The sequence below is a fragment of the Streptomyces sp. NPDC003691 genome, from assembly GCF_053981115.1.
In genome coordinates this window covers 149,103-175,718 of record NZ_JBSFNQ010000001.1, presented here as the reverse complement: position 1 = coordinate 175,718, position 26,616 = coordinate 149,103, and the positions used below count along the sequence as shown (strand labels likewise).

At 73.6% G+C, this 26,616-nt stretch carries 19 protein-coding genes and 2 pseudogenes; 19 read left to right on the top strand and 2 right to left on the bottom strand.

Annotated elements, in window-relative coordinates:
- The first annotated feature begins 29 nt into the window (after window positions 1–29).
- From ACWDR0_RS00655 to ACWDR0_RS00565, 19 genes and pseudogenes are all read left to right on the top strand, one after another.
- Window positions 30–1,346: a nucleotide sugar dehydrogenase gene (locus ACWDR0_RS00655; RefSeq protein WP_456349379.1), complete on the top strand. Its 1,317-nt coding sequence runs from the start codon at window positions 30–32 to the stop codon at window positions 1,344–1,346.
- Window positions 1,336–2,613, top strand: coding sequence for a glycosyltransferase family 4 protein (locus ACWDR0_RS00650; RefSeq protein ID WP_456349378.1), 1,278 nt, complete (start codon window positions 1,336–1,338; stop codon window positions 2,611–2,613). Before ACWDR0_RS00655 ends, ACWDR0_RS00650 begins: the two co-directional genes overlap by 11 nt.
- Window positions 2,610–4,010, top strand: a complete 1,401-nt coding sequence (locus ACWDR0_RS00645) for a Wzz/FepE/Etk N-terminal domain-containing protein (protein ID WP_456349377.1) — start codon at window positions 2,610–2,612, stop codon at window positions 4,008–4,010. Before ACWDR0_RS00650 ends, ACWDR0_RS00645 begins: the two co-directional genes overlap by 4 nt.
- The gene (locus ACWDR0_RS00640; protein ID WP_456349376.1) at window positions 4,007–5,572 is read left to right on the top strand and encodes a Wzz/FepE/Etk N-terminal domain-containing protein; all 1,566 of its coding nucleotides are present in this window, start codon (window positions 4,007–4,009) and stop codon (window positions 5,570–5,572) included. Before ACWDR0_RS00645 ends, ACWDR0_RS00640 begins: the two co-directional genes overlap by 4 nt.
- Window positions 5,573–5,575: 3 nt before the next feature.
- Window positions 5,576–7,504, top strand: coding sequence for an asparagine synthase (glutamine-hydrolyzing) (asnB, locus tag ACWDR0_RS00635; protein WP_456349375.1), 1,929 nt, complete (start codon window positions 5,576–5,578; stop codon window positions 7,502–7,504).
- 27 nt (window positions 7,505–7,531) lie between these two features.
- On the top strand, window positions 7,532–9,772 hold the full coding sequence (locus tag ACWDR0_RS00630; protein ID WP_456349374.1) for a bi-domain-containing oxidoreductase: 2,241 nt from the start codon (window positions 7,532–7,534) through the stop codon (window positions 9,770–9,772).
- On the top strand, window positions 9,769–11,748 hold the full coding sequence (locus ACWDR0_RS00625; RefSeq protein ID WP_456349373.1) for an alginate lyase family protein: 1,980 nt from the start codon (window positions 9,769–9,771) through the stop codon (window positions 11,746–11,748). The genes ACWDR0_RS00630 and ACWDR0_RS00625 overlap by 4 nt, the downstream gene beginning before the upstream one ends.
- A 129-nt stretch (window positions 11,749–11,877) precedes the next feature.
- Complete coding sequence (locus ACWDR0_RS00620) at window positions 11,878–13,146, top strand: O-antigen ligase domain-containing protein (RefSeq protein WP_456349477.1); 1,269 nt, start codon at window positions 11,878–11,880, stop codon at window positions 13,144–13,146.
- A 7-nt stretch (window positions 13,147–13,153) separates the two neighbouring features.
- Entirely contained in the window at window positions 13,154–14,431 is a 1,278-nt protein-coding gene (locus ACWDR0_RS00615) for a glycosyltransferase family 4 protein (protein ID WP_456349372.1), read from the top strand.
- The gene (locus tag ACWDR0_RS00610; protein WP_456349371.1) at window positions 14,428–15,666 is read left to right on the top strand and encodes a methyltransferase domain-containing protein; all 1,239 of its coding nucleotides are present in this window, start codon (window positions 14,428–14,430) and stop codon (window positions 15,664–15,666) included. Before ACWDR0_RS00615 ends, ACWDR0_RS00610 begins: the two co-directional genes overlap by 4 nt.
- Window positions 15,663–16,472, top strand: coding sequence for a glucose-1-phosphate cytidylyltransferase (locus tag ACWDR0_RS00605; RefSeq protein WP_456349370.1), 810 nt, complete (start codon window positions 15,663–15,665; stop codon window positions 16,470–16,472). Before ACWDR0_RS00610 ends, ACWDR0_RS00605 begins: the two co-directional genes overlap by 4 nt.
- Entirely contained in the window at window positions 16,469–17,116 is a 648-nt protein-coding gene (locus tag ACWDR0_RS00600) for a PIG-L deacetylase family protein (protein WP_456349369.1), read from the top strand. Before ACWDR0_RS00605 ends, ACWDR0_RS00600 begins: the two co-directional genes overlap by 4 nt.
- A 3-nt stretch (window positions 17,117–17,119) precedes the next feature.
- Window positions 17,120–18,145 carry an NAD-dependent epimerase/dehydratase family protein gene (locus tag ACWDR0_RS00595; protein ID WP_456349368.1) on the top strand — a complete coding sequence of 342 codons (1,026 nt, stop codon included), beginning with the start codon at window positions 17,120–17,122 and terminating at the stop codon, window positions 18,143–18,145.
- Window positions 18,133–19,416: a DUF4910 domain-containing protein gene (locus ACWDR0_RS00590; RefSeq protein ID WP_456349367.1), complete on the top strand. Its 1,284-nt coding sequence runs from the start codon at window positions 18,133–18,135 to the stop codon at window positions 19,414–19,416. The genes ACWDR0_RS00595 and ACWDR0_RS00590 overlap by 13 nt, the downstream gene beginning before the upstream one ends.
- Window positions 19,413–20,728 (top strand): annotated as a pseudogene (locus ACWDR0_RS00585) (hypothetical protein). Before ACWDR0_RS00590 ends, ACWDR0_RS00585 begins: the two are co-directional and overlap by 4 nt.
- The gene (locus ACWDR0_RS00580) at window positions 20,725–21,672 is read left to right on the top strand and encodes a glycosyltransferase family 2 protein (RefSeq protein WP_456349366.1); all 948 of its coding nucleotides are present in this window, start codon (window positions 20,725–20,727) and stop codon (window positions 21,670–21,672) included. Before ACWDR0_RS00585 ends, ACWDR0_RS00580 begins: the two are co-directional and overlap by 4 nt.
- A complete protein-coding gene (locus tag ACWDR0_RS00575; protein WP_456349365.1) occupies window positions 21,669–22,907 on the top strand; it encodes a polysaccharide pyruvyl transferase family protein in 1,239 nt (412 codons plus the stop codon). The genes ACWDR0_RS00580 and ACWDR0_RS00575 overlap by 4 nt, the downstream gene beginning before the upstream one ends.
- Window positions 22,904–23,449: pseudogene (locus tag ACWDR0_RS00570) on the top strand (dTDP-4-dehydrorhamnose 3,5-epimerase family protein); the annotation flags it as partial. The gene ACWDR0_RS00575 and the pseudogene ACWDR0_RS00570, both read left to right, overlap by 4 nt.
- A 130-nt stretch (window positions 23,450–23,579) precedes the next feature.
- Entirely contained in the window at window positions 23,580–24,905 is a 1,326-nt protein-coding gene (locus ACWDR0_RS00565; RefSeq protein ID WP_456349364.1) for a glutamate-1-semialdehyde 2,1-aminomutase, read from the top strand.
- A 228-nt stretch (window positions 24,906–25,133) separates the two neighbouring features.
- Here the strand turns inward: ACWDR0_RS00565 and ACWDR0_RS00560 are convergent, their stop codons facing one another.
- Both ACWDR0_RS00560 and ACWDR0_RS00555 read right to left on the bottom strand, forming a co-directional pair.
- On the bottom strand, window positions 25,134–25,736 hold the full coding sequence (locus tag ACWDR0_RS00560) for a phosphatase PAP2 family protein (protein ID WP_456349363.1): 603 nt from the start codon (window positions 25,734–25,736) through the stop codon (window positions 25,134–25,136).
- A gap of 244 nt (window positions 25,737–25,980) precedes the next feature.
- Window positions 25,981–26,562 (bottom strand): hypothetical protein, encoded by a 582-nt coding sequence (locus ACWDR0_RS00555; RefSeq protein WP_456349362.1) that lies wholly within the window; start codon window positions 26,560–26,562, stop codon window positions 25,981–25,983.
- Window positions 26,563–26,616 lie beyond the last annotated feature (54 nt).

Genomic DNA, 26,616 nt, shown 5'->3' with positions numbered 1-26,616 from the left:
CCGGAGGGCCTGCCTGGGAGGAACACACCATGAGGATCAGCGTTTTCGGGCTCGGCTACGTGGGCTGCGTATCGGCCGCCTGCCTGGCCGGCATGGGCCACGAGGTCATCGGCGTCGATGTGAACCGGGTGAAGGTCGACCTGGTCAACGACGGCAAGGCGCCCGTGGTCGAGGAGCGCATCGGCGAGCTGATCGCCGATGTCGTACGGACCGGAGCGTTACGCGCCACGGACGACGTCCGGGAAGCGATCATGGGCAGCGAGGTGTCCCTGATCTGTGTGGGCACCCCGTCCGAGCCCAACGGCAGCCTGTGCACCACCTATCTGGAACGGGTCACCGAGCAGATCGGCGCGGTGCTCGCCGAAGGCGGCGGCCGGCAGACCGTCGTATTCCGCAGCACCATGCTCCCGGGCACCTGCATGAACCTGCTGGTGCCCATTCTGGAGAAGGCCGCGGGCGGTACCGCCGGAGTCGACTTCGGAGTCGCGGTCAACCCCGAGTTCCTGCGCGAGGGCACCAGTGTGCGGGACTTCTTCGACCCGCCCAAGACCGTCATCGGCGAACTCGACCCGGCCAGCGGCGATGTGGTGGCCGCGCTCTACGAGGGCCTGCCCGGCGAGGTGTTCCGGGTACCGGTCCCCACCGCCGAGGCGATCAAATACGCGGACAACGCCTTCCACGGTCTCAAGATCGGCTTCGCGAACGAGCTGGGCGCGGTCTGCCGGGCCCTCGGAGTCGACTCGCACCAGGTGATCGACGTCTTCCTGGCCGACCGCAAGCTGAACATCAGCCCCGCCTATCTGCGGCCCGGCTTCGCCTTCGGCGGCTCCTGCCTGCCCAAGGACTTACGCAGCCTGGTCCACGCGGCACAGCGGGCCGATGTCTCGGTGCCGATCCTCGCCAACGTACTGCCGTCCAACTCCGCGCATCTGGACCGCGCGGTGGAGCTGGTCGAACGCACCGGAAAACGCCGGGTGGGCCTGTTCGGCCTCTCCTTCAAACCCGGTACCGACGACCTCCGCGAGAGCCCGCTCGTCGAGCTGGCCGAGCGGCTCTTCGGCAAGGGGTACGACCTCCGGATCCACGACGCCAATGTCAGCCTCTCCCGGCTGCTCGGCGCGAACCGCGAGTACATCGAGGGCCGGCTGCCCCATCTCGCGCAGCTGCTGGCCGACTCCGTCGACGAGGTCCTCGACCACGCGGAGGTGTGCCTCGTCGGCACCAGGGACCCGGGCGTCCTGTCGGCGCTGCCCCACGGCGACGACCCGGTGATCATCGACCTCATCCACCTTCCCGACGCCGACGCGCGCCGGACCGAACCGGGGTACGTGGGCCTTGCCTGGTGACATATCGTTCGACGGCCCGGCCGCAGGCCGGCCGGGCCGCCGCGCACTGATCCTCGTGGAGAACCTGTCGGTGCCGTTCGACCGCCGGGTCTGGCAGGAGTGCACGACCCTGCGCGACGCGGGCTGGGAGGTGCACGTCATCTGCCCCCGCGGCACCAAACGGGACACCGAACCGGAAGCCGAGATCGACGGGGTGCGGATCCACCGCTACCCGCTGCGGGCGGCCACCGGCGGCCCGGCCGGCTATCTGCAGGAGTACGGAGCGGCCCTCTGGCACACGGCCCGGCTGGCCCGCAAGATCGGCCCGGTCGACGTGGTCCACGCCTGCAACCCGCCCGACCTGCTGTTCCTGTCCGCCCGCCGCCTCCAGCGGCGCGGCGCGCGGTTCGTCTTCGACCAGCACGACCTGGTGCCCGAGCTGTACCTGTCCCGCTTCGACCGCGGCCGGGACCTGCTCTACCGCGCCGTATGCGCGCTGGAGCGGCGCACCTACCGGGCCGCGGACATCGTGCTCGCCACCAACGAGAGCTACAAGGACGTCGCGATCCGCCGCGGCGGCCGGCGGCCCGAGGACGTCTTCGTGGTGCGCAGCGCGCCCGCGGTCGAACGGTTCCGGCCGGTACCGCCCGAGCCCGAGCTGAAGCGCGGCAAACCGCATCTGCTCTGCTACCTGGGCGTCATGGGCCCCCAGGACGGTGTCGACTACGCCCTGCGGGCCCTGGCGAAGCTGCGCGACGAGATCGGGCGGACCGACTGGCACGCCGTGTTCGTCGGCTCCGGCGACGCCTTCGACGCGATGGTCGAGCTGTCCGGCCGGCTCGGGCTCTCCGACCAGGTGGAGTTCACCGGCCGGATCCCCGACGCCGACCTGGTGCGCTACCTCTCCACCGCGGACGTCTGTCTCTCGCCCGACCCGCTCAACCCGCTCAACGACGTGTCGACCATGAACAAGGTCCTGGAGTACATGGCCATGGGACGCCCGATCGTCTCCTTCGACCTCCGGGAGGCCCGGGTCTCCGCCGGTGACGCCGCCGTCTACGCGCCCGCCAACGACGAGGCCGAGTTCGCCCGGCTGACCGCGCTGCTCCTGGACGACCCGGAGCGGCGCGCCCGGATGGGCCGCGTCGGCCAGGAGCGGATCGGCGGGGAGCTGTCCTGGAGCAACTCCCAGAAGTCGCTGCTCGCCGCCTACGACGCCGCCTGCCGGGACCGCGCTCCGGTGCCGGCGGGCGGCCCGGCCCGGACCGGGAAGCGGCCGCGGCGTTGAGCGACGACACGATACGCCTGGCCACGATCGGGCGGATCTTCCGCAGACGCCGCCGGCTCCTCGCGGTTCTCGCGGTGGTGGGCGCGCTCGCCGGTTACGGCGCGTCGGTGGTGTTCCCGCCGCGGTACACCGCGTCGGCTTCGGTACTGCTGCCGGGCGCCTGGGAGCAGCGCGAACTCCTGACCCAGGTGGAGATAGCTACCAGTTCGTCGGTGCTCGACCGGACGGCCGCCGCGCTCGGCCGGCCGGGTGCCGACGGCGGTGGGCTGCGGGACCGGGTCGGCGCCAAGGCCACCGACGGGAACATCATCAAGGTCTCGGGCACGGCCGGTACCCCGGAGGGTGCGCAACAGCTCGCCGACAAGCTGGCCCAGCAGTTCGTCGCGTTCGCCGCCCGGGTCGCGGGCGGCGACACCGACGGCGCCGCCACGGCCCCCGCCGCACTGCGGCAGAAGGTGGTGGAGACCAACCGCCGCATCTCCGAGCTGGCCGAGGGCGCCGACCCCGGGCAGTCGGTGGAGAGCGTGCAGGCCCGCACCGTGCTCCAGAAGCTCAGTACCGCGCTGGAGGAGGCCATGGAGAAACTGGAGCGGGCCGAATCGGCGAACAACAAGGCCGGCATGGTCGTGATGGGACCGGCGCCCCGGCCGGTGGGCGAGGCACCGCCCACCAGGATCCAGCTCATCGCCGCCGGAGCCCTGCTGGCCGTCCTGCTCACGGTCGTCGCCCATCTGGCCGCCGCCCGGGTCGACCGCCGCCTGCGCACCGAGCCCGAGATCGCCGCCGCGCTGGGCGCGGCGCTGCTGGGCACCGTCGACGTGCCCGCGGACCGGTCGGCGGACCGGCCGTCCGGCCGGGGCCCGCTGTCCCTGGCCCGCCGGCTGCTGGGCGTCGACACCCGCTGGGACGTACCGGTCCCGCAGACCTCCGGCGACGAGGCCAGCAGACGCATCCGGTACCAGCGGCTGTGCGCCCGGCTGCGGGACCGGCTGCCGGCCCCGCGGCGGCTGCTGGTGGTCGTACCGGACGGCGACGAGATCGCCCGCCGGGCCGCCGGACAGCTCGTCGCCGAAGCCGGCGGCGATCCCGGCGAGGGCTCCCCGGGCCCGGAGGACCCCGCGCTGCGGGTGGTCGCGGTCTCGGCGGACCAGCCGATGGTGCCCGACCGCGACCCGGAGACCGGGTCCGGTGTCCTGGTGGTCCTCAGCGCGGGCACCCGGACCGCGGGGGAGCTGGCCGGTATCGCCGAGGCGTGCGCGGACGGCGGTCACGAGGTCGTCGGCATCGTCGTCGCCGGTACGGTCCGGGCCCGCGCGGCACGGTCCGCCGGGGACGCCCCGGCCGGGGCCGTCCCGGCGCTCGCGGTTCCCGGCCATGCGACGGGAGAGCCGGTGTGACGACGAGTACGACCCCGGAACCGCAGGGCACGCCTCCGCTGCTGGACCTCCAGGCGCTGGTGGTCGCGGTGAACCGGCGGCGCCGCCTCTGGACCTCGGTGGGGCTGCTGGGACTGCTGTCCGGCGGGGCGTTCGCGGTGGTACTGCCGCCGCCGCCGACCGCGGTGGCCAAGGTGCTGGTCGCCCACAAGGAGGACCAGCCGAACGACACCGGAACCCTGATCCGTACCGATGTGGCACTGCTGGGGACCACCCGGATCGCCGGGGCGGCCCTGAAGTCCCTCAAGTCCACCGAGAAACCCGAAGACTTCATGCGCGAGTACCGGGGCACCGGTCTGACCAACAACCTGCTCCAGATCGACGTGTCGGGCGCCGACGAGGCCCAGGCCGTGGCCCGGGCCAAGGCCCTCGCCGACGCCTTCGTCGCGGACCATGTACGGCGGATGCAGGAGGCCGCGAACGCCGAGGCGAAGGCCCTGCTCGACCAGCGCGACCGGATGCGCGCCGAGCTGGCCCAGGTGAACAGGACGATCGGCGACCTGCCCGCGCGGACAGACCCGAAGGCCTCCGCGAACATCGAGTCCCTCTACTCCCGGCGGGCCGAACTCAACTCCCGGATAGCCGACTTCGACCAGCGCGCCGCGGCGGCCCGTACCGGAACCCCCCGGGTGATCGCGGGCACCCAGATCGTCGACGGCCCGCGCGCCGTGGCGTACTCGCTGCCCAGGGCCGCCGCCACCAAGGCGGCCATCGGGCTCGTCCTCGGACTCGCCCTCGGGCTGGCGCTGGCCGCGGTCGGCACCGTGGTCGCGGACCGCCCGGTACTGCGGCGGGAGATCGCGGGAAACCTGGGCGCCTCCGTCGTCGCCGAGCTGCGCGGCGTACGCCGCGGGCCGGTACCGCCCTGGCGGCGCCGCCGGACCAGGGCGGCGCACGAGCGGCTCACCACCACCCTGGCCCGGATCGTCCGGGACTCCGCGGAACCGGTGTCCCTGCTGGAGCTGGGCTGTGCGCGCACCACCGGCCGGATCGCCCTGGACCTCGCCGCGGCGCTGGCCGCGGACGGCGAGGTGGCCGTCGTCGACGGGCTCCCCGGCCGGGAGCTCGCCCGCAGCCGCCAGCAGCCGGGCGGCCCGACCGTGGTCGTCGGCGACCAGGCCGACTCCGTACCGGCCGAGACCCTGCGGCTCGGCGTCGGCTCGGTCGCCCCCGGCACGGCCTGGACCGACCTCCAGCACCTCGGCGGCCGGACCGTGCTCGTCGTCCGGGCCGGGCACGGCAGCGCCGCCTGGCTGCACACCGTGGCCCGGCAACTCGCCGACCAGCACATCCCGGTGGCCGGTGTGGTGCTGATCGACCCCGACCCGCGGGACCGTACCGACGGCACCCTGTGGGACGGCCTGCAGACCGCGCTGCGCGGCCATTACGAACGGCTGGCCCGGCAGAACGGGACCGGGCAGTTACGGACCGAGCGGCCGGCCCGGCAGAAGGGCCCGCTGCGCACGGAGCGGCCGTCGCGGCCGGCCGCCCGGGTCCCGGACAGCGACCAGGAGGCGCGGTAGATCATGTGTGGCATCGCAGGCACGTACCGGTGGCCGGACGGAAAGGCCGTGACCGACCGGCTCACCGATGTCCTCGCCCACCGCGGTCCGGACGGGGCGGGCCGGTACAGCCACCCCGCCGGTGACGGCGAGGTCCAGCTCGGGCACCGCCGGCTGGCCATCATCGACCTGTCGGAGACCGGCGCCCAGCCGATGGTCTCCGGCGGGCTCTCCCTGACCTACAACGGCGAGCTGTACAACGCGCCGGAACTCCGCGCCGAACTGACCGCCGCCGGGACCCGCTTCCGCGGCACCTCCGACACCGAGGTACTGCTGGAGGCCTGGCGGCGCTGGGGCACCGAATGCCTGCCCAGGCTCCGCGGCATGTTCGCGTTCGCCGTCTTCGACGAGCGGACCGGCGAACTGGTCCTCGCCCGCGACCAGCTCGGCATCAAACCCCTCTTCCTGCTCCGGCGCGGCACCGGCCTGGTGTTCGCCTCCGAACTCAAGGCCCTCGCCGCCGCGACCGGCGGCACCCTGGAGGTCGACCATGCGGCACTGGTGGCGTCCCTCCTCTACTACTGGGTGCCGGACTCCCGGTGCGCCTACCGGGAGGCGGAGAAGCTCCCGCCCGGGAGCTGGCTGCGGATCCGGCCCGACGGCCGGGTGGACCGCGGCCGGTTCTGGAATCTGAAGGACGTCGCCGCCGAGGCCCGGGAGCGGGCCCGCGACGGCGGACTCCCCGACCTGGCGGCGGTCGTCGAGGAGTCGACCCGCAGCCATCTGCTCTCCGACGTACCGGTGGCGACCTTCCTCTCCGGCGGCCTGGACTCCAGCTATCTGACCGCGCTGGCCGCCCGGCAGCAGCCGGGGATCTCCGCCTACACCATCGGGTTCCGCGCCGAGGACGCCAAGTTCGAGGCCATGCCGGACGATCTGCGCTACGCCCGGCAGGTCGCCGAACGGTTCGGCGTCGACCTGCACGAGATCGAGATCGCCCCGGACGTCCTGGACCTGCTGCCCCGGATGACGTACCACCTGGACGAGCCGATCGGCGACCCCGCCGCGATCAACACCTATCTGATCTGCTCGGCCGCCCGGGAGGCCGGGGTCAAGGTGATGCTCTCGGGCATGGGCGCCGACGAACTGTTCGCCGGCTACCGCAAACACCTGGCCAATCTGCTGGCGCTGCGCTACCAGCGGGTCCCGCGGCCGCTGCGGCGCGGACTCTTCGCGGCCGTCGACCGGCTGCCGGTCGCCACGGCCCGCCGCGGCTACCGGTCGGTGCGCTTCGCCAAGCGGTTCCTCTCCTTCGCCGAGCTGCCGGAGGAGACCGCGTTCCGGCGCAGCTACACCATGTACGACCGGGCGGAACTGCTCTCCCTGGTCTCCCCGGACCTGGCCGGGACCGTCGACGACGTACTGACCGAGCACGCGGACGTCTACCACGACAACGAACTCGACGACTTCGTCAACCGGATGTGCCTGGGCGACTCCCGGATGTTCCTGCCGGGCCTCAACCTCGCCTACACGGACCGGTCCAGCATGGCCGCCTCCACCGAGGTACGGGTGCCGTACGTGGACGTCGACGTGGTCAGGGCGGCCTTCGCCTTCCCCGGCGACCGCAAGATCGCCGGACGGCAGGGCAAGGCCATCCTCAAGGAGGCGGCCGCCTCGGTCCTGCCCCGGGAGATCGTCTACCGGCCCAAGGGCCTGTTCAGCGCCCCGCTGCGGGCCTGGATGAGCCGGGACCTGGCACCGCTGGTCCGCGAGGTGGTCGAGGACGGCCTGCTCGTCCGCTCCGGCCTGCTGCGCCGCGACGCCCTGGCCCGCCTGGTCGCCGAGGACGCCGCCGGGCAGCAGGACTACTCCAAGCATCTCTGGCATGTGCTGACCCTCGAACACTGGTATCGCGGCGCGGTGTCCGGCTCCGGCCGGGACGCAGCGGCCTGACGGCGTGGAAACTCAAGAGGAGCTCCGGTGAAACAGGTTGTGCAGAACTACAAGAGCGGCGAACTGGCGCTGCTCGACGTGCCGGTGCCGGGGTGCAAGCCGGGCGGCGTACTGGTCCGGAGCGCCTATTCGCTGATCTCCACCGGCACCGAGCTCATGAAGGTGTCCGAGGCCGGAATGTCGATGCTGGGCAAGGCCCGCTCCCGGCCGGACCAGGTGGCCAAGGTCATGCAGAGCGTGGCGACCAACGGGCTGCCCGCCACCTACCGCAAGGTGATGGGGAAGCTGGACTCGTACACCCCGCTGGGCTACTCGCTGTGCGGGGTGGTCGAGCAGGTCGGCGACGGCATCGACGATGTGGCGGTCGGCGATCTGGTGGCCTGCGCCGGGAACGAGCATGCGCTGCACGCCGAGCTGAACTGGGTGCCGAAGAACCTCTACACCCCGGTGCCGGACGGACTGGAGCCGCGGCACGCGGCCTTCGGCACCGTCGGGTCCATCGCCCTCCAGGGCGTCCGCCGCGGGGAGCCGCAGCTCGGCGAGGTGGCGCTGGTCATCGGCCTCGGGCTGATCGGACAGCTCGTGGTGCAGCTCCTGGTGGCCGCGGGGGTCCGTGTCGTCGGCGCCGACCCCGATCCGGCGCGCTGCGCACTCGCGGAGCGGCTGGGCGCCGACGCCTGCGGCGATCCCGGGTCCGCCGCCGTGTCCGGAGCCGTCGCCGAACTCACCGGCGGGCACGGCGTGGACCAGGTGTACCTGGCCGCGGGCGGCGGCAGCAACGGGCCCGTCGAGCTGGCCGTCGAGCTGAGCCGGGACCGCGGCCGGGTCGTCGACATCGGCAAATGCCGGCTGGACCTGCCGTGGAACGCGTACTACATGAAGGAGCTGGACGTCCGGTTCTCCCGGTCCTACGGCCCCGGGCGCTACGACCCGGAGTACGAGCTGGAGGGCCGGGACTACCCGATCGGCTATGTGCGCTGGACCGAGCGCCGCAATCTGGCCTGCTTCCTGGACCTCGCCGCCCGCGGCCGGATCGATGTGGAGCCCCTGGTCTCGCACATCGCCGACTTCGGCGACGCCGTCGAGACCTACCGGAGCTTGAAGGACGGCGAACTGAAGGCCGTGGCCGTCCTGTTCGCCTACCCCGAGCGGAAGTCCGGGCAGCGGACCGGAGAGGAAGCCGCGGAAGGAAGCACCGCGGGAACCGGGGACGAGGCCCCGGCGGCGGCCCCGGAGATCACCGTGCCCGCGGTCCCGCGCGGCGGCGAACGACGCGCCCCGGCCCGCTCCGCGAAGGCGCCGGTACGGCTGGCGTTCATCGGCGCGGGCAACTACGCCACCTCGATGCTGCTGCCGCATCTGGCCCGCCGCGACGGGGTCGAGCTGGCCACGGTCGTCACCACCACCGCGCTCTCCGCGGCCAACGCGCAGCGGAAGTTCGGCTTCGCCGCGGCCACCACCGATCTCGACACCGTCCTCGGCGACCCGTCCGTCGACGCGGTGTTCGTGGTCACCCGGCACAGCTCGCACGCCGCACTGACCCGGCAGGCGCTGCTGGCGGGCAAGACGGTCTTCGTCGAGAAGCCGCTGGCCCTCACCGAGGACGAGCTGGCCGGGGTGCTCGCCGCGGTCGCGGAGTCCGGCAACGACCGGCTCCAAGTGGGCTTCAACCGCCGCTTCGCCCCGCTGCTCCAGGAGGCCGGGAAGCGGTTCGGCACCCCCGCCGGTCCGGCGAACCTCCGCTACCTGGTCAACGCGGGCCGCCTCCAGCAGGGCAGCTGGTACCTCCGGCAGGACTCCGAGGGCTCCCGCTTCGACGGCGAGGGCGGCCACTTCATCGACACGGCGAGCCGCCTGCTCGGCGCCGACCCGGTCTCGGTGTACGCGGTCGCCCCGCCCGGCAACGAGGACCTCCAGATCGTCCTCCGCTACCCGGGCGGCTCCACCGCCACCATCAGCTATGTCACCAGCGGCCCGGGCGCCTTCCCCAAGGAGACCCTGGACCTGGTCGCCGACGGCCGTGCGCTGCGCCTCGACGACTTCGTCCGGGCCTCGGTGTACGGCCCCGCACGATGGGTCAGCTCACGGCTGCCCAAGGCCCGGGACAAGGGCCAGCGCGCCGAGCTGGACGCCTTCCTGGAGGCCGTACGGACCGGCGGGCCGATGCCCGTACCGCTGGAGTCCCTGGTCGCCACCACCGCGGCCACCCTCGCCGTACGGGCCAGTCTGGCGGCCGGTGCGCCGGTGACCCTGGCGGCCGCCCGATGACGATGAGCGCGGGCTGGTACCTGCGGCGGCTCTCCGCGATGGGCCCCCGGGAGATCGGCGGCCGGGCCGCGGACGCGCTGCGCCGCCGCCGGTGGAGGTCGGCGCGGCTGCCGGGCGCCCCGGACCCCGCCGGTGCCCGGTTCACCTCGGTACTGCCCGCCGGGGCGGTCGTCGCGGTACCGCCGGACGCCGCGAAACGCCTGGTCGCCGAGGCGGACCGGCTGATGGCCGGGCACGCCCGCTTCTTCGGGGTGGACCGCGGCGACCTCACCGACCCGGACTGGTGGTACGACCCGAAGACCGGCCGCCGGGCCCCCGAGGGCTACGCCTTCGACGTGCCCTACCGGGACGAGGAGACGGTCGGCGACATCAAGCAGATCTGGGAGCCGTCCCGGCACCAGTACCTCACCGTCCTCGCCGCCGCCTACGCGGTCACCGGGGAGGAGCGGTACGCCGAGCGGGTGGCCTGTCATCTGCGGTCCTGGTGGGCGGTCAACCCGCCGCTGCGCGGGGTGCACTGGATCAGCGGTATCGAGCTGGGGATCCGGCTGCTGTCCTGGGTGTGGATCCGCCGGCTGCTCGACGGCTGGCCGGGCGCGCCCGCGCTGTTCGAGGGCAACCCGGTGGCGCACCACCAGATCCGGCACCACCAGCGCTGGCTGGCCGCCTTCCCCAGCCGGGGCTCGTCCGCCAACAACCACGTCGTCGCCGAGGCCGCCGGACAGTACGCCGCGGCCTGCGCGTTCGACTGGTTCCCCGCGTCGGCGCGCTGGCGGGACGGCGCGCTGCGCTCGCTGGAGCGGCATCTGCGGAGCAACACCTTCGCCTCCGGCCTCAACCGCGAGCTGGCCACCGAGTACCACGGGCTGGTACTGGAGCTGGGGCTGGCCGCGGTGGCCGAGGGCGACGCCGCCGGACGGCCGGTCCCCGACTCCGTACGACGGGTACTGCTGCGGATGACCGACGCCCTGGCGGCCGTCGTGGACGACCGGCTGCGGCCGCCCCGGCAGGGGGACGCGGACGACGGGTACGGTCTGGTCGTCGACGGACCGGACACCGACCGGTGGGCCTCCCTGCTGGCCACCGGGGAGGCCGTGTTCGGGCGGCTCGCCTGGTGGCCCGCCGGGACCGGCACCGATGTGCGGACCCCGCTGCTGGCCGCGCTGATCCGGCCCGCCGCACCGGCCGCGGACCGGCCGGGGACCCGCCCGGCGCACTTCGCCGACGCGGGTATGACGATCCTGCGCGGCCCCGGCGGGATCTGGTGCCGCTGCGACGGCGGCCCGCACGGCTTCCTCGCCATCGCCGCGCACGCCCATGCCGACGCCCTCTCCGTGGAGGTCCGGCACGACGGGGTCGACATCCTCGCCGACCCCGGCACGTTCTGCTACCACGGGCAGCCCGAATGGCGGCGGTACTTCCGGTCCACCCTCGGCCACAACACCCTGGAGCTGGGCGGCACCGACCAGTCGGTCTCCGGCGGCCCGTTCCTGTGGACCCGGCACGCCCGCAGCCGGGTACTGGCCGCGGACCCGTCCGGCGAAGGGACGTCCGGCGGCGGTACGGCCCGCTGGTACGCCGAACACGACGGCTACCGGGGCTCCGTGCACCGCCGCCGCGTGGAGCTGCCCGCCGGGAGCCGGGAGCTGCGCATCGTCGACGAGGTACACGGACCGCGCACCTCCGCACGGCTGGCGTTCCATCTCGGCCCGGCGGTCACCGCCGAGCTGACCGGGAACCGGGCGGTGCTGCGCTGGACCCGGGACGGCGAGGACCGCTCCGCGGTGCTCGACCTGCCCGGCGAGCTGACCTGGCGGGCCCACCGCGGTGCGGCCTCCCCGCCGCTGGGCTGGTACTCCGCGGGCTTCGGACGCAAGGAGCCCGCCACCACGCTGGTCGGCACCGGAGAGGCCGGCGGGGACGCGCCGGGGGAGTTCGTCACCGTACTCGGATTCCACGGCCGGAGGGGCGCGTGAGGAAGAAGGGGCCGGACCGGGCGTTACCGGCGGCACCGGTCCGGACGGGGACCGCCCGCGGGCGGTCGCGGACCGCCCCGGCGGGGCCGTCCGCCGGGTCGTCCGCCCCACGACGGGCCGGTGGCTGAGATGGCCGGGGAGCAGAGGTACGACGGTCCGCCCGCCGCACCGGACACGGGACGGCCCGCGGGCACCCCCCGGGCGGTCGCGGTCGTCTGGGGGCTGCTGATCCTCAACACCCTCGGCTCCTCCGGCGCGAAGACCATCCTCCCGCTGCCCCGGTCCCTCATCCAGATGGTCACCATGGGCGCGCTGGGCGCCGCGTTCACCCTGGCGCTCGCCCTGAACCTCCGGCTCCGCATCCGGACCAGCGCCTTCCTCTTCCTGCTGACGCTGCTGCTGGTGCCGAGCGTGATCTCCAGCCTGCAACTGGAGTCCGGGTTCGGCGCCTTGTTCCGCTGTACCCGGCTGGCCCTCTTCGCGGGCACGCTGTGGCTGCTCACCCGCTGGTGGGACGGCGGTCTGACCTTCGTCCGCCATCACATACGCATCTACTTCGCGGTACTCGGAACGGTCGTCGCCGGTCTGCTCGTCTCACCGGGCGCGGCCATGCCCGAGCTGTACGGCGGACGGCTGGTCGGCGCGCTCTGGCCGCTCACACCGCCGCAGATCGGGCAGTACACCGCGGTGATCACCGGGCTCACGGTGCTGCTGGTCCTCGGCCGCCGGACCGACCGGGCCGGTGCGGCGCTGGTCATCGTCCCGGCCCTGGTCCTGCTGGCGCTGACCCACACCCGGACCGCGACCCTGGGCCTGATCATCGGGCTGACGCTGGCCATCGGCTCGCTGGTGCTGACCAGCGCCGCCGCCCGCCGGTTCTTCACCTGGTCGGTGCTGACGGCCACGGTGGCCGCGGTGGGGTTCGCGCCCGCGCTGCGGGCCTGGTTCCTGCGCGGCCAGAGCCAGGAGAACTTCACCAGCCTCACCGGCCGGGCCAACGTCTGGGACGCGCTGCTGGCCGAGCCCCGGACCACCACCGAAAAGCTGTTCGGGACCGGCCTGAGCGACAAGTCGTTCGGCGGGCTGCCGATCGACAACAGCTGGCTGGCCGTCTACCACGAACAGGGCCTGATGGGCATCGTGCTGGTCGCGGGGATCATCCTCGCCCTGGGCGGGGTGGCCCTGCTGCGGCCGCCGTCGCTGCCCAGGGCCTGCGCGATCTTCCTGATCAGCTATGTCGCGCTCTCCTCGTACACCGAGGCCGGGCTCGGCGACGCCTCGGCCTATCTGCTGCATCTGGCCCTGGCCGCCTCACTGCTGGCGGCACCCGCCGGGGCGCCGCCCCCCGCGACGGCCGAAGTCCCCCGACGACATGTCCCGCGATGGGCCCGGAGGTGAACCGACCATGCACATCCTCGTAGTGCACAACCGCTACTCCTCGGCACAGCCGAGCGGCGAGAACAGAGTCGTCGACCAGGAGGCGGGGCTGCTGCGCGCGGCCGGCCACCGGGTCGGCATGTTCGAGCGGCGCAGCGACGACATCGCCGCCCGGTCGCTGCCGGGCAAGGCCGCGATACCGCTGCTGGTGCCCTGGAACCCGGCGGTCCGCAAGGAGCTGGCCGCCCGGCTCCGCGCCGACCGGCCGGACGTGGTCCATATCCACAACGTCTTCCCGCTGCTGTCGCCCGCGGTGCTGGCCGCCTGCGCCGACGCCGGAGTGCCCGCCGTGGCCACCCTGCACAACTACAACCAGGTCTGCCCGCCCGGCACCCTGTACCGGGACGACGCGCTGTGCACCGAGTGCGCCGGATCGGCGACGGCGCTGCCCGCCGTACGGCACGGCTGCTACCGCGGTTCCCGGCTGGCGACGGTACCGCTGGCGGTCGGCCTCGCCGTCAACCGGCGGCGCTGGTGGAACGGGGTGGACCGGTTCTTCTGCATCTCCGGCGCCCAGCGCGACGTCCTGGTCCGGTCCGGAATGCCGGGGGACCGGCTGGTGGTGAAGCACAACTTCGTGCCCGACCCCGGTATCCGCCGGACCGGCGACGGCGAGCACCTGCTCTTCCTCGGCCGCCTCGCGGACACCAAGGGCGTCCGGCTGCTGATGGCCGCCTGGGACCGGCTCGCCGAGGACGGCGGCCCCGGCGTACCGCTCGTGGTGGCCGGCGCGGGACCGCTGGAAGGGGAGCTGACCGCCTGGGCGGCGGGCCGGGAAGACGTCCGGTACGCCGGTCTCCTCGACCGGGAGGCGTGCCGGGACGCCGTCGCGAAGGCGGTCGCCGTGGTGGCCCCCTCGACGGCCATGGAGACCTTCGGCCTGGTGGTCGCGGAGGCGATGGCGGCCGGAGTGCCGGCCGTCGCCGCCGCCCACGGCGCTTTCGTCGAACTCGTCGACGACGGGGTGACCGGGCTGCTCCACCGGCCCGGCGACCCCGGATCCCTCGCGTCCTGCCTGCGCCGGATCACGGCCGGTCCGGACCGCGGCCGGGAGATGGGCCGGGCCGCCCGGCGCCGCTACGACCAGGGCTTCAGCCCGGCCGTCGGACTGAAGCGACTGGAGGAGGAGTACCGCACCGCGATCGCGGGTCGGTCCGGCGGCGGGGACGGCCCGCCGCCGACGGAAGAAGGAACCACTGGCCCCGCGCGGGAAACCCGCGCGGGCAGGGACGGGAGCAGTAGATGACAGGATGCCGACTCTGCGGTTCGGCGGCGACGGCGAGCGTCGTCGACCTCGGCGCGACCCCGCCGTGCGAGAGCTTCCTCGCCGCGGACGAACTGGACCGGCCGGAACCGGCGTACCCGCTGCACCTGCGGGTCTGCACCGACTGCTGGCTCGCGCAGATCCCCCCGCTGATCACCCCGGAGGAGACGTTCACGCAGTACGCGTACTTCTCCTCCTACTCGACCTCCTGGGTGGAGCATGCGCGCACCTTCGTCACCGACGCCGTACGACGGCTGGAACTCGGCCCCGACGCCTTTGTGGCCGAGGTCGCCAGCAACGACGGCTATCTGCTGAAACACCTGGTCGAACGCGGGATCCGCTGCCTCGGCATCGAGCCGTCGGTGAACGTCGGCGCCGCCGCGCGGGACGCGGGCGTGCCCACCCTCACCGCGTTCCTCGACCCGGACACCGGCGCCGCCGTCCGCGCCGAACACGGCCCGGCCGACCTGGTCGTCGCCAACAACGTCTACGCGCACATCCCGGACGTGGTCGGCTTCACCCGGGGGCTGCGCGCCCTGGTCGCCGACGACGGCTGGGTCTCCATCGAGGTACAGCACCTGCTGACCCTGATCGAGGAGAACCAGTACGACACGATCTACCACGAGCACTTCCAGTACTACACGGTCGCCTCCGCGATCCGGGCGCTCGCCAGCGGCGGGCTCTCCCTCGTCGACGTCGAACTGCTGCCCACCCACGGCGGCTCCATCCGGCTCTGGGCCCGCCCCGCCGCGGCCGCCGGTGAACCGAGCGCCCGGGTCGCCGACGTGCTGGCCCGGGAGAAGGCCGCCGGACTCCAGGAACTCTCCGGCTACACCGAGTTCTCCGCCCGGGTCGCCAAGGTCCGCCGGGACCTGCTGCGCTTCCTCGTCGAAGCCGCCGACCGCGGGGAGACCGTCGTCGGCTACGGCGCCCCCGGCAAGGGCAACACCCTGCTCAACCACTGCGGCATCCGGCCCGACCTGCTGCCGTACACGGTCGACCGCAACCCGTACAAGCACGGCAGATACACCCCGGGCACCCGCATCCCGATCCTGCCGCCCGAGCAGATCGCCGCCGACCGGCCGGACTATGTGCTCGTCCTGCCCTGGAACCTCCGCGCCGAACTGGTCGAGCAGCTCTCCTACCTCCACGAATGGGGCGGCCGGCTGGTCTTCCCCATCCCGGAACTGAGCATTGTCGAGGTCAAGCAGTCATGAAGGTCGTACTGTTCTGCGGCGGTTACGGGCTGCGCATGCGCAGCGGAACGCCCGACGACATACCCAAGCCCATGGCCATGGTCGGCCCGCGGCCGCTGATCTGGCACGTCATGCGCTACTACGCGCACTTCGGGCACACCGAGTTCATCCTCTGCCTCGGCTACGGCGCCCACCACATCAAGAACTTCTTCCTCACCTACGAGGAGACCGTCTCCAACGACTTCGTGCTCCGCGGCGGGCGGACCGAACTCCTCTCCACCGATATCGCCTCCTGGAAGATCACCTTCGTGCAGACCGGCATCGAATCGCCGATCGGCGAGCGGCTGCGCCGGGTGCGGCACCATCTGGACGGCGACGAGATGTTCCTCGCCAACTACGCCGATGTGCTCACCGACGCCCCCCTGCCGGAGATGATCGACCGCTTCAGCCGGCGCGACGCGGGCGCGTCCATGATGGTGGTACCGCCGCAGTCCTCCTTCCACTGCGTCGAACTCGGCGAGGACGGCCTGGTCGGCGGCATCACCGCGGTCAGCGAACTGCCACTCTGGGAGAACGGCGGCTACTTCGTGCTCCGCCAGGAGGTCTTCGACCACATCCCGGAGAACGGGGACCTGGTCGCCGACGGCTGCGCCGGTCTGGCCAAACAGGGCCGGATGGCGGCGTACCGGCACCGCGGCTTCTGGAAGCCGACCGACACCGTGAAGGAGCGGGCCGCGCTCGACACCGCCTACGCCCGCGGCGACCGCCCGTGGGCCGTCTGGGAACGGGACACCGCACGCACCGGCGCCGGGGCGGGGACCGTATGATCCCGCTCCGGACCGGGCCGCTGGAGCGCATCGTCGCGGTGGGCGCCCACTGCGACGACATCGCCATCGGCGCCGGCGGCACCCTGCTGACGCTCTGTCTGGCGCGGCCGGGCATCCGCGTCGACGCGCTGGTGCTCTCCGGCGCCGGCAGCGAACGCGAGGAGGAGGAACGGGCCGCCCTCGCCGCCTTCTGCCCGGGCGCCGAACTCCGGCTGACCGTCCTCAAACTCCCCGACGGCCGGCTCCCGGCACGCTGGGACGAGGCCAAGACCGCCGTCGAGGAGCTGCGGTCGCGGACCGAACCGGATCTCGTCCTGGCCCCGCGCACCGACGACGCCCACCAGGACCACCGCGGCCTGGCGAAGCTGATGACCACCGCGTTCCGCGACCATCTGGTGCTCGGCTACGAGATCGTCAAATGGGACGGCGACCTCGGCCGTCCGGCGGCCTATCAGCCGCTGTCACCGGAGACCGCCGAACGGAAGGTCCGGCTGCTCCAGGAGCACTACCCCTCCCAGCGCCACCGGCCCTGGTACGACCGGGAGGCCTTCCTCGGACTGGCGCGGATCCGCGGCATCGAATGCCACGCCCGCTACGCCGAGGCGTTCGACCTCACCAAACTCACTCTCGACCTGGGGGAATGAACCTTGCGCGTGCTGCTGACCGGACACCAGGGCTATCTGGGGACCGTGATGGCCCCGGTCCTCGAAGCCGCCGGGCACGAGGTCACCGGGCTGGACGCCGGCCTGTTCGCCGACTGTGTGCTGGGCCCGCCGCCCGCCGACCCGGCGGGACACCGGGTGGACCTGCGGGACATCACCGCGGAACACCTCGCCGGGGTGGACGCCGTGATCCACCTGGCGGCGCTCTCCAACGACCCGCTGGGGGCGCTGGCACCCGACCTCACCTACGACATCAACCACCACGCGTCCGTACGGCTGGCCCGGCTGGCCCGCGACGCCGGGGTACGGCGCTTCCTGTACGCGTCGACCTGCTCCGTCTACGGCGCCGCGGGCGGCGGCGGCCTGGTCACCGAGGACGCCCCGCTGCGCCCGGTGACGCCGTACGCCGAGTCCAAGGTGCGCGTGGAGGACGATCTGCACGCCCTCGCCGACGGCGACTTCACCCCGGTGTACCTGCGCAACGCCACCGCCTTCGGCTTCTCGCCCCGCCTCCGCGCCGACATCGTGCTGAACAACCTGGTGGGCCACGCCCTGCTCTCCGGCGAGGTGCTGGTGCTCTCCGACGGCACCCCCTGGCGCCCGCTGGTGCACGCCGCCGATATCGCCCGGGCCTTCACGGCCGCGCTGACCGCGCCCCGGGAGGCGGTGCACGACCGGGCGTTCAACATCGGCAGCGAGACCAACAACGTCACCGTCGCCGAGATCGCCGCCGAGGTCGCCGAGGCCGTCCCCGGCTCCCGGGTGGTGATCACCGGGGAGAACGGCGCCGACCCGAGGTCGTACCGGGTGGACTTCTCCCGGTTCCGGGCCGCGATACCCGGTTTCGACTGCGAGTGGACGGTACGGCAGGGCGCGCTGGAACTCGCCGACGCCTACCGGAAGTACGAGCTGTCCCGGGAGGCCTTCGAGAGCCGCTTCACCCGGCTGGCCGTCCTGCGCGCGGCGTCCGGCGAGGGCACCGTCGACGCCACCCTGCGGTGGCGCCGGTGACCACCTCGGGCGAGCGGATGCACGAACTGGTGGAGCGGCTCTACCCGCTCTGCCGGAGCATCACCGGCGACGGTGTGCGCGCCACCCTGGACATCGTCGGCGAATACGTCCCGCTCCGGGTCCACGAGGTGCCCACCGGGACCCAGGTCCTCGACTGGACGGTGCCGCAGGAGTGGAACATCCGGGACGCGTACATCGCCGACACCGCGGGCAACCGGATCGTCGACTTCGCCGCCTCCAGCCTGCACGTGCTCGGCTACAGCACCCCGGTGGCGGCGACCATGCCGCTCGCCGAGCTGCGCGAACACCTGCACACCCTGCCCGACCGGCCGTCCTGGGTGCCCTACCGCACCAGCTACTACCGGCCGGACTGGGGGTTCTGCCTCGCCCAGGAGACCCTGGACGCGATGCCGGACGGCGACTACGAGGTACGGATCGACTCCACCCTCGCGGACGGCCATCTCACCTACGCCGAGCACATCGTCCCCGGGCAGGTACCCGACGAGGTGATCGTCTCCTGCCATGTCTGCCATCCGTCGCTGGCCAACGACAATCTGGCCGGTATCGCGGTGGCCGTGTTCCTGGCCCGGGAGCTGGCGAAGCGCACGCCGTACTACACCTACCGGTTCCTGTTCGCCCCCGGCACCATCGGGGCGATCACCTGGCTGGCCCGCAACGCCGAACGGGTGGACCGGGTGAAACACGGGCTGGTGCTGGCCTGCGCCGGTGACTCCGGCTCCCTCACGTACAAGAAGAGCCGACGCGGCGACGCCGAGATCGACCGGGTGCTGCGGCATGTACTGAGCGACTCCGGACGCCCGCACAGCGTCGTCGAGTTCACCCCGTACGGCTACGACGAGCGGCAGTTCTGCTCGCCAGGGTTCGACCTGGGCGTGGGCTCGCTCTGCCGGACCCCGTACGCCGGATATCCCGAGTACCACACCTCGGCGGACGACTTGGACTTCGTCTCCCCGGCGGCGATGGCGGACACCCTCGCCGTCTGCCGCGAGGCGTTCGCCGTACTCGACCGCAACCGGACGTACGTCAACCTCAGCCCGTACGGCGAACCCCAGCTGGGCCGCCGCGGACTGTACGCGTCGCTCGGCGGCCGCAGCGACGCCCAGCAGGCCCAGCTGGCCATGCTGTGGGTGCTCAGCGTCTCCGACGGCGAGCACACCCTGCTGGACGTCGCCGAACGGTCCGGGCTGCCGTTCGGCACCGTCGCCGCGGCCGCCGACGCCCTGGCCGCCGCCGGACTGATCAAGGCATGACACCGATGACCACCGGGAAGGGGAAGACGACCCCGGCGGACCCGGCCGGGACCGCCCGGCCGTCCGCCGGGCGGGCACTGGCCGGCCGGCTCTCCTGGGGACTGGCCGACCAGGCGGTCTGCAGCCTGAACAACTTCGCGGTGGGCATCTTCGTGGCCCGCTCGCTGGGGCTCGCCGCGTTCGGCGTGTTCAGCCTCGCCTGGGTGACCTACGGCGTGGTCCTCAGCATCTCCCGCGGGCTGGCCACCGATCCGCTGGTGGTGCGCTTCAGCGGGGCGCCGGCCGCGTCCTGGCGGACCGCGGCGGCCCGGTCGTCGGGCACCGCGCTCGTCGTCGGCGCCGCCGTCGGCACGGTCTGCCTGGCGGCCGGGGCGGCCGTCGGCGGCCCGGTGGGGACCGCCTTCGCCTGCCTCGGCGTCGTCCTGCCGGGACTGCTGCTCCAGGACGCCTGGCGGTACTCGTTCTTCGCCGCCGGTACCGGGCGCAAGGCGTTCACCAACGACGTCCTGGGCTGCGTCGCCCTGGTCCCCGCCATGGTGGCCGCGGCCCGCGCGGACAGCGTCGCCGCCTTCGTGCTGGCCTGGGGCGCGGCCGCCGCGGTGGCCGCGGGCTACGGCTGCCTCCAGTCCGGCATCTGGCCCCGGCCGGGCGGCACCCGCGCCTGGCTGCGGGCCCACCGCGACCTCGGCTACCGGTATCTGGCCGAGAACGTCGGCGTCAGCGGCGCCGCCCAGCTGCGGGCGTACGGACTCGGCGCGATCGCCGGGGTCGGCGCGGTCGGCACGATCCGCGGCGCCGAACTCCTGCTCGGCCCCTTCCTCACCCTGCTGATGGGGCTGTCCCTGGTCACCGTTCCGGAGGCGGCCCGCGTGGTCCGGCAGGCCCCGCACCGCCTGCTCCGGTTCTGCCTGCTCCTCGGCGGCGGCCAGGCGGCCGCCGCCCTGCTCTGGGGCGGGGCCCTGCTGCTGGTCCCGGACCGGGCCGGCGAACTGGTCCTCGGAGATGTCTGGGACGGCGCGTCCGAGCTGATCGTGCCCGCCGTCCTCGGCGTCGTCGGCGCCGCCCTCGGCACCGGCGCGGCCGCCGGGCTGCGCGCGCTCGCCGCCGCCCGGCACAGTCTGCGCAGCCAGCTGTTCGCCTCCGCCTGCTATGTCACCGGCGGACTCGGCGGCGCCGCCGCGGCCGGCGCCGCCGGCTCGGCCTGGGGGGTCGCCGCCGCGACCGTCACCGGCTCGGCCGTCTGGTGGCTCCAGCTCCGGGCCGCCCTGCGTGAGCACCACCGCAAACCACCCGTGAAGTGAGGACCCCATGACCGCCCAACCCCGGCTGAGCATCGGCCTCCCCGTGTACAACGGCGAGGAGTACCTCGCCGAGGCCTTCGACGCCCTGCTCGGCCAAACCTACGAGGACTTCGAACTGGTCGTCTCCGACAACGCGTCGACCGACGGCACCCGGGACATCTGCCGCCGGTACGCAGCCCGGGACTCCCGCATCCGGTACCTCCGGCTGCCCCGCAACATCGGCGCCGCGCCCAACCACAACTACGTCTTCACCGAATGCCGCGGCGAACTGTTCAAATGGGCCTCCCACGACGACCTGTACGCCCGCGACCTGCTGCGCCGCTGTGTGGAAGCGCTCGACGAACGGCCCGATATCGTCCTCGCCCACAGCGGCCAGGCCGTCATCGACGGCGACGGCCGGGTGAAGGTCCCGTACGAGTACTCCCTCGCCACCGACTCGCCGCACGCACCGGAACGCTTCCGCAGCATGCTCTTCGAGCCCGGCGGCGACGACTTCTACGGAGTGATGCGGGCCGACATGCTGCGCCGGGTCAAACCGCACGACAGCTACCACCACGCGGACCGCACCTTCGTCTCCGAGATCGGTCTGCACGGCCCCTTCCACCAGGTGCCGGAGCTGCTGTACTTCCGCCGCGACCACCCCACCCGCGCCGAGCGGGCCAACCCCTCCAAGCGCGCCCGCTGCGTCAATCTGGACCCCCGCCGGGCCGGTGCGCTGCACCCGCTGCCCCGGCTGCTCGCCGAGTACGTCTGGGGCTTCGTCGCCGCGATCCGGCGGGCGCCGCTGTCCCCGGCCGACCGGCGCGCCTGCTACCGCCATCTGGCCGCCTGGGCGACCAGCCGGGCCCGGCCGGGCGCCGGGGAGCGGGTCGAGGACCGGGCCCCCGTCGACCCGTCCCGGTACGACGTCTCCGTGGACGCCCTGGTGGCCGGCCGGGAAGGCAGGCAGATATGAGGCCCGGCGCCGGAACCCCGGTACGCGTCGGGGTGTTCGGCCTGCTCGGCTCCGGAAACCTCGGCAACGACGGCTCGCTGGAGGCCGTCCTCGGATACCTCAGGACCGAGCACCCGGACGCGGTCGTGGACGCTCTGTGCGGCGGACCCGAAGCCGTCACGGCCCGGTACGGGATCCCCGCGACCCGGCTGCACTGGAACCCCGGCGAGTACCGGACCGCGTCCCGCGCGGGCGCGATCGTGACCAAGGGCCTCGGCAAGCTCGTGGACATCGCCCGCACCGCCGCCTGGGTGCGCCGCCACGACGTGGTGATCGTGCCCGGTATGGGCGTTCTGGAGGCCACCCTGCCGCTGCGGCCCTGGGGCTTCCCGTACTCGCTCTTCCTGCTCTCCGCGACCGGCCGGCTCTTCGGTACCCGGGTCGCGCTGGTCAGCGTCGGCGCCGCGGCGATCGGCAGCCGCCCCACCCGCGCCCTGGTGCGCTGGGCGGCCCGGCTGGCCGCCTACCGGTCGTACCGGGACACCCACTCCCGGGACGCGATGCGCGCCATGGGCGTCGACACCGCGCGCGACGAGGTCTACCCGGACCTCGCGTTCGCCCTGCCGGGCCCCCCGGCGGTCGTGCCCCCGGACGAGCGGGGCCCGGTCTGCGTCGGCGTCATGGACTTCCACGGCGGCAACGACGACCGCGCCCGGGCCGCGGAAATCCACCGCCGCTATCTCGACGGCACCACCCGCTTCGTCCGGGCACTGGCCGAGGACGGCAGAACCGTCCGGCTGCTCACCGGCGACGACGCCGACGCGGCGGTGGTCGCCGCGATCATCAAGGCCGTCGACTCGCCCCTGGTCACCGCCGCCGGGGCGGCCTCGCTGGCCGAGCTGATGGCGGAGACCGCGGCCGCCCGCACCGTGGTCGCGACCCGCTACCACAATCTGGTCTGCGCCCTGAAGGCCGGGACGCCGACCCTCGCCCTGAGCTATGCGGCGAAGAGCGACGCGCTGATGGCGCGGATGGGGCTGGCGGAGTACTGCCACCCGGCCCGCGAGGTCGACGCCGACCGGCTCCTCGACCTGTTCCGGGAGGTGGAGCGGAGGTCGGCGGAGCTGCGCCGGACCCTCGCCGAACGGAACGAGGCCGCCGGGCGCGGCCTCCGCGAGCAGTTCACCGCCCTGACCGCGGCCGTGTTCCCGGCGGCCGGTCCCACCCGTACCCACGTCCTGCGGGAGACTCCATGAAGGCGACCCCCGTCCCCGAGATCACCGGCGCCTACCTCTTCGAACCGGTGCCGTACGCCGACGAACGCGGCTTCTTCTGCCGCACCTTCGACGCCGAAGTCGTCCGCTCGGCCGGCCTGGACCCGGACGCCTTCGTCCAGGACAGCGTGTCCCGCTCCGCCGGGGGAGTCCTGCGCGGACTCCATCTCCGCTCCGGCGCGGGCGAGGCCAAACTGGTGCGCTGCTCCTACGGGAAGGTCTTCGACGCCGTCGTGGACCTGCGGCCGGACTCGCCGACCTACCGCAACCGGGCCTTCTTCGAACTCTCCGGCGAGACCCAGCGGACCCTGTACATCCCGGCGGGGTGCGCGCACGGCTTCCAGGCGCTGACCGAAACGGCCGACGTCTCCTACCGGATCGACCGCCCGCACGACCCGGCCGAGGACGTGACCATCGCCTACGACGACCCCGCGCTGGCCGTGCCCTGGCCGCTGCCGGCCGTTTCGGTGTCCCGGCGGGACCGCGAGGCACCCGGCCTCGCCGAGGTGCTGAAGCGCCTGGAGCACCCGGAGTGGCCGCAGGGCCCCGGGCATCCGGAGCAGCCGCAGCGCCCGGATCACCCGGATCACCCGGAGAATCCAGAGAACCGAGGGAGCCGGGCGAGCCGAGAGAACCGAGAGAGCTGAGGTCTGCGTGGACACCGGAGAATTCCTGCTGCCCCGGTCGCGGCGGGCCAACGAGAGACTGCACGCCCTGATCCCCGGGGGCGCCCACACCTATGCCAAGGGCGACGACCAGTACCCCGAGCATCTGGCGCCGGTGATCAGCCACGGCCGCGGCGCCCATGTATGGGACGTCGACGGCAACCGCTATGTCGAGTACGGCTCCGGCCTGCGGTCGGTCAGCCTCGGCCATGCCCACCCCCGGGTGAACGAGGCCGTCCGGCGCGAGATCGACCGCGGCGCCAACTTCGTCCGCCCGTCCCATCTGGAGGTCGAGGCCGCGGAACGCTTCCTGGCCACCGTCCCGACCGCCGAGATGGTGAAGTTCGCGAAGAACGGCTCCGACGTCACCACCGCCGCGGTGCGCCTGGCCCGCGCCGTCACCGGGCGCCCGCGGGTGGCCCTCTGCGGGGACCAGCCGTTCTTCTCCGTCGACGACTGGTTCATCGGCACTACCCCGATGTCCGCGGGCATCCCCGCGGCGACCACCGAACTGACCCTGTCCTTCCCCTACGGCGACCTGGCCGCCACCGAGGAACTGCTGACCCGCTACCGGGACGAGATCGCCTGTCTGATCCTCGAACCCGCCGGGCACACCGAGCCGCCGCCCGGATACCTCGCGGGCCTGCGGGAACTGGCCGACCGGTACGGCTGCGTGCTGGTCTTCGACGAGATGATCACCGGTCTGCGCTGGTCGGAGGCGGGCGCCCAGGGCCTGTACGGCGTGGTCCCCGACCTCTCCACCTTCGGCAAGGCCCTGGGCAACGGATTCGCGGTCTCCGCCCTGGCCGGGCGCCGTGACCTGATGGAGCGGGGCGGGCTGCGCGACTCCCGCGACCGGGTGTTTCTGCTCTCCACCACGCACGGCGCGGAAACCCACTCGCTGGCCGCCGCCATGGCCGTACTCACCACCTATACCGAGGAGGGCGTCACCGCCCGGCTGCACACCCTCGGCGAGCGCCTGGCCGCCGGTGTCCGCTCCGCCGCGGAGAGCATGGGCGTCGGCGACCATGTGACCGTCCGGGGCCGGGCCAGCAATCTGGTCTTCGCCACCCTCGACGGAAACGGACGGCCGTCGCAGGAGTACCGCACCCTGTTTCTGCGGCAGCTCCTCGCGGGCGGGGTGCTCGCCCCGTCGTTCGTGGTGAGCAGCGCGCTCGACGACGCCGATATCGACCACACCGTCGACACCGTGGCCCAGGCGTGCGCGGTCTACCGGAAGGCACTGGACGCCGGGGACCCCACCCCCTGGCTGGGCGGGCGCCCGGTGAAGCCCGTCTTCCGCCGCCGGGCCTGATCCGGCCGGTCCCGGGTACCACCCGACCGGGGTCCGGGCCCGGGCCGCGACCGCCGCCACCGAGGCCATCCCGCCGGTGCGGCCGCCACCGCGCCCCGGCCGGGCCGCGGTGACCGCCCGGGTACGCGCCGTCACCCCGCGACCGCCGTCACCGCCGCGACTGCAGCCACCCGGCAAGGCGGCCGGTTCCGGCCCCCGCCCCGGGGGCGCAGCCGCCCCGGGACGGCGTCAGCGCCGCTCCCGGCGGGCGGCGCGGGCCCCCAGGTCGACCAGCAGCGCGGCCGCCGGTACCGCCGCCAGCGCGGTGAACCAGCCGCCCAGGACATCGGTGACATAGTGCGCGTTCAGTGCGACCTGCGCCCATCCCATGGCGGCCCCCGCGACCAGGCCCGCGGCGAGCACGAACACCGCACCGGCCGCTCTGCCCGTCCCGGGACGGCCCGCCACGAGCAGTGCCACCACCAGGGCGATCGCGGTCAGGAAGGCGGTGTGCCCGCTCGGATAGGACAGGTGCTCGCCGTTGATGGTCCGCCCCACCAGGGGTTTCAGCAGCTTGGTCGCCGCCACTGCCAGCCCGGCGCCGACGACGGTGAACACCGCGGCACCCGGCCGCCGGAGCAGCAGACAGCCCGTGACGACGGCGATGACCAGCAGGGCCGCCCCGACCGGCTCACCCAGGAAGTCGACGGCCAGGGCGGCCCGCCGCCAGGGATACCCGACCCCTTCCACCGGGGGCCGCAGCCGGGTGTCCAGCCGGCCCAGGACACCGTCGGCGCTGTAGAGGAAGCCGAGGGCCACGGCCGTCAGCGCGGCGAGTACGGCGACGGGCACCGGCCATGGGCGCAGCGCCGGGGGGAGCAGCGCGTGATCTGCCCGGCCGCCCGCCGGTAACTCTCCTGGGGTGTCCGATGTCGTGTCCGACTCCGCCCGTACGGGCTCCGTCGGCCTGTGCAGTCCGGAAAACACCGGCTGTACCGTCCCTCCGCCGGGGCGATGGGGATCGGTCACCCCCCGGCCACCCTAGCCAACAACGTGCCGCGGGGCGCGGCTGTCGCGGGTTTCCGCGGGGCCGGTGTCAGGGCGCCGGGGGAGTGCGGGCGCCGTCCAGGAAGGCCGCGAGCCCGGACGCGAAGTCCATGGCCGAGGGAGCGAACAGCACCGTCCCGTCGGGGGCCACGTACACCTTGCCGCCGCCGCCGCGGACGGGCCGGACCACGCACACCCCCGCGCCGTCCGGCAGGACGACGGTCTCCGGCTCCGGGCCGGGTCCGGTGCGGTCGAGATATGCCCTGCCGATCCCGGCCAGCCGCTCCGTACCGGTGCCCGGCGGGCTTCCGGCGGCGGGCTCCGTACGGCCGGCCGGCCCCGGCGATCGCCGCGGAGACCGTCCGGCTGCCCCGCGGGGGAGCGGCGGGGGCACGTCCGGCCCGGCCGTTACGAGGGTGCGGGCCGTGCAGCCGCAGGGGCCCGGCGGCCTGGCCCGTGGGCTCGCCGCCCCCCGCTCCGGGAAACAGCGGGCGTCCCCGCCGACGGTGTGGATCTGCCCGAGGCACGCCGGGCCGCCCGCCGCGGGCGGGCCGCACCCGATGTCCCGCCCGCAGTGCACGCACCGCAGGCCCGCTCCCGGCCCTTCCGCCCCTGTCTCTGCCGGTGCCATCGCGGTCTCCTCAGGTTCCCGTGATGCCGCGGGCGGCGAGCAGCTCCCACTTGC

Coding starts and splice junctions, on each gene's coding strand:
- ACWDR0_RS00610 (WP_456349371.1), top strand. CDS start 14,428: ATGACAGGATGCCGACTCTGCGGTTCGGCGGCGACGGCGAGCGTCGTC.
- ACWDR0_RS00555 (WP_456349362.1), bottom strand. CDS start 26,562: ATGGCACCGGCAGAGACAGGGGCGGAAGGGCCGGGAGCGGGCCTGCGG.
- ACWDR0_RS00620 (WP_456349477.1), top strand. CDS start 11,878: ATGGCCGGGGAGCAGAGGTACGACGGTCCGCCCGCCGCACCGGACACG.
- ACWDR0_RS00600 (WP_456349369.1), top strand. CDS start 16,469: ATGATCCCGCTCCGGACCGGGCCGCTGGAGCGCATCGTCGCGGTGGGC.
- ACWDR0_RS00615 (WP_456349372.1), top strand. CDS start 13,154: ATGCACATCCTCGTAGTGCACAACCGCTACTCCTCGGCACAGCCGAGC.
- ACWDR0_RS00625 (WP_456349373.1), top strand. CDS start 9,769: ATGACGATGAGCGCGGGCTGGTACCTGCGGCGGCTCTCCGCGATGGGC.
- ACWDR0_RS00575 (WP_456349365.1), top strand. CDS start 21,669: ATGAGGCCCGGCGCCGGAACCCCGGTACGCGTCGGGGTGTTCGGCCTG.
- ACWDR0_RS00655 (WP_456349379.1), top strand. CDS start 30: ATGAGGATCAGCGTTTTCGGGCTCGGCTACGTGGGCTGCGTATCGGCC.
- ACWDR0_RS00605 (WP_456349370.1), top strand. CDS start 15,663: ATGAAGGTCGTACTGTTCTGCGGCGGTTACGGGCTGCGCATGCGCAGC.
- asnB (WP_456349375.1), top strand. CDS start 5,576: ATGTGTGGCATCGCAGGCACGTACCGGTGGCCGGACGGAAAGGCCGTG.
- ACWDR0_RS00580 (WP_456349366.1), top strand. CDS start 20,725: ATGACCGCCCAACCCCGGCTGAGCATCGGCCTCCCCGTGTACAACGGC.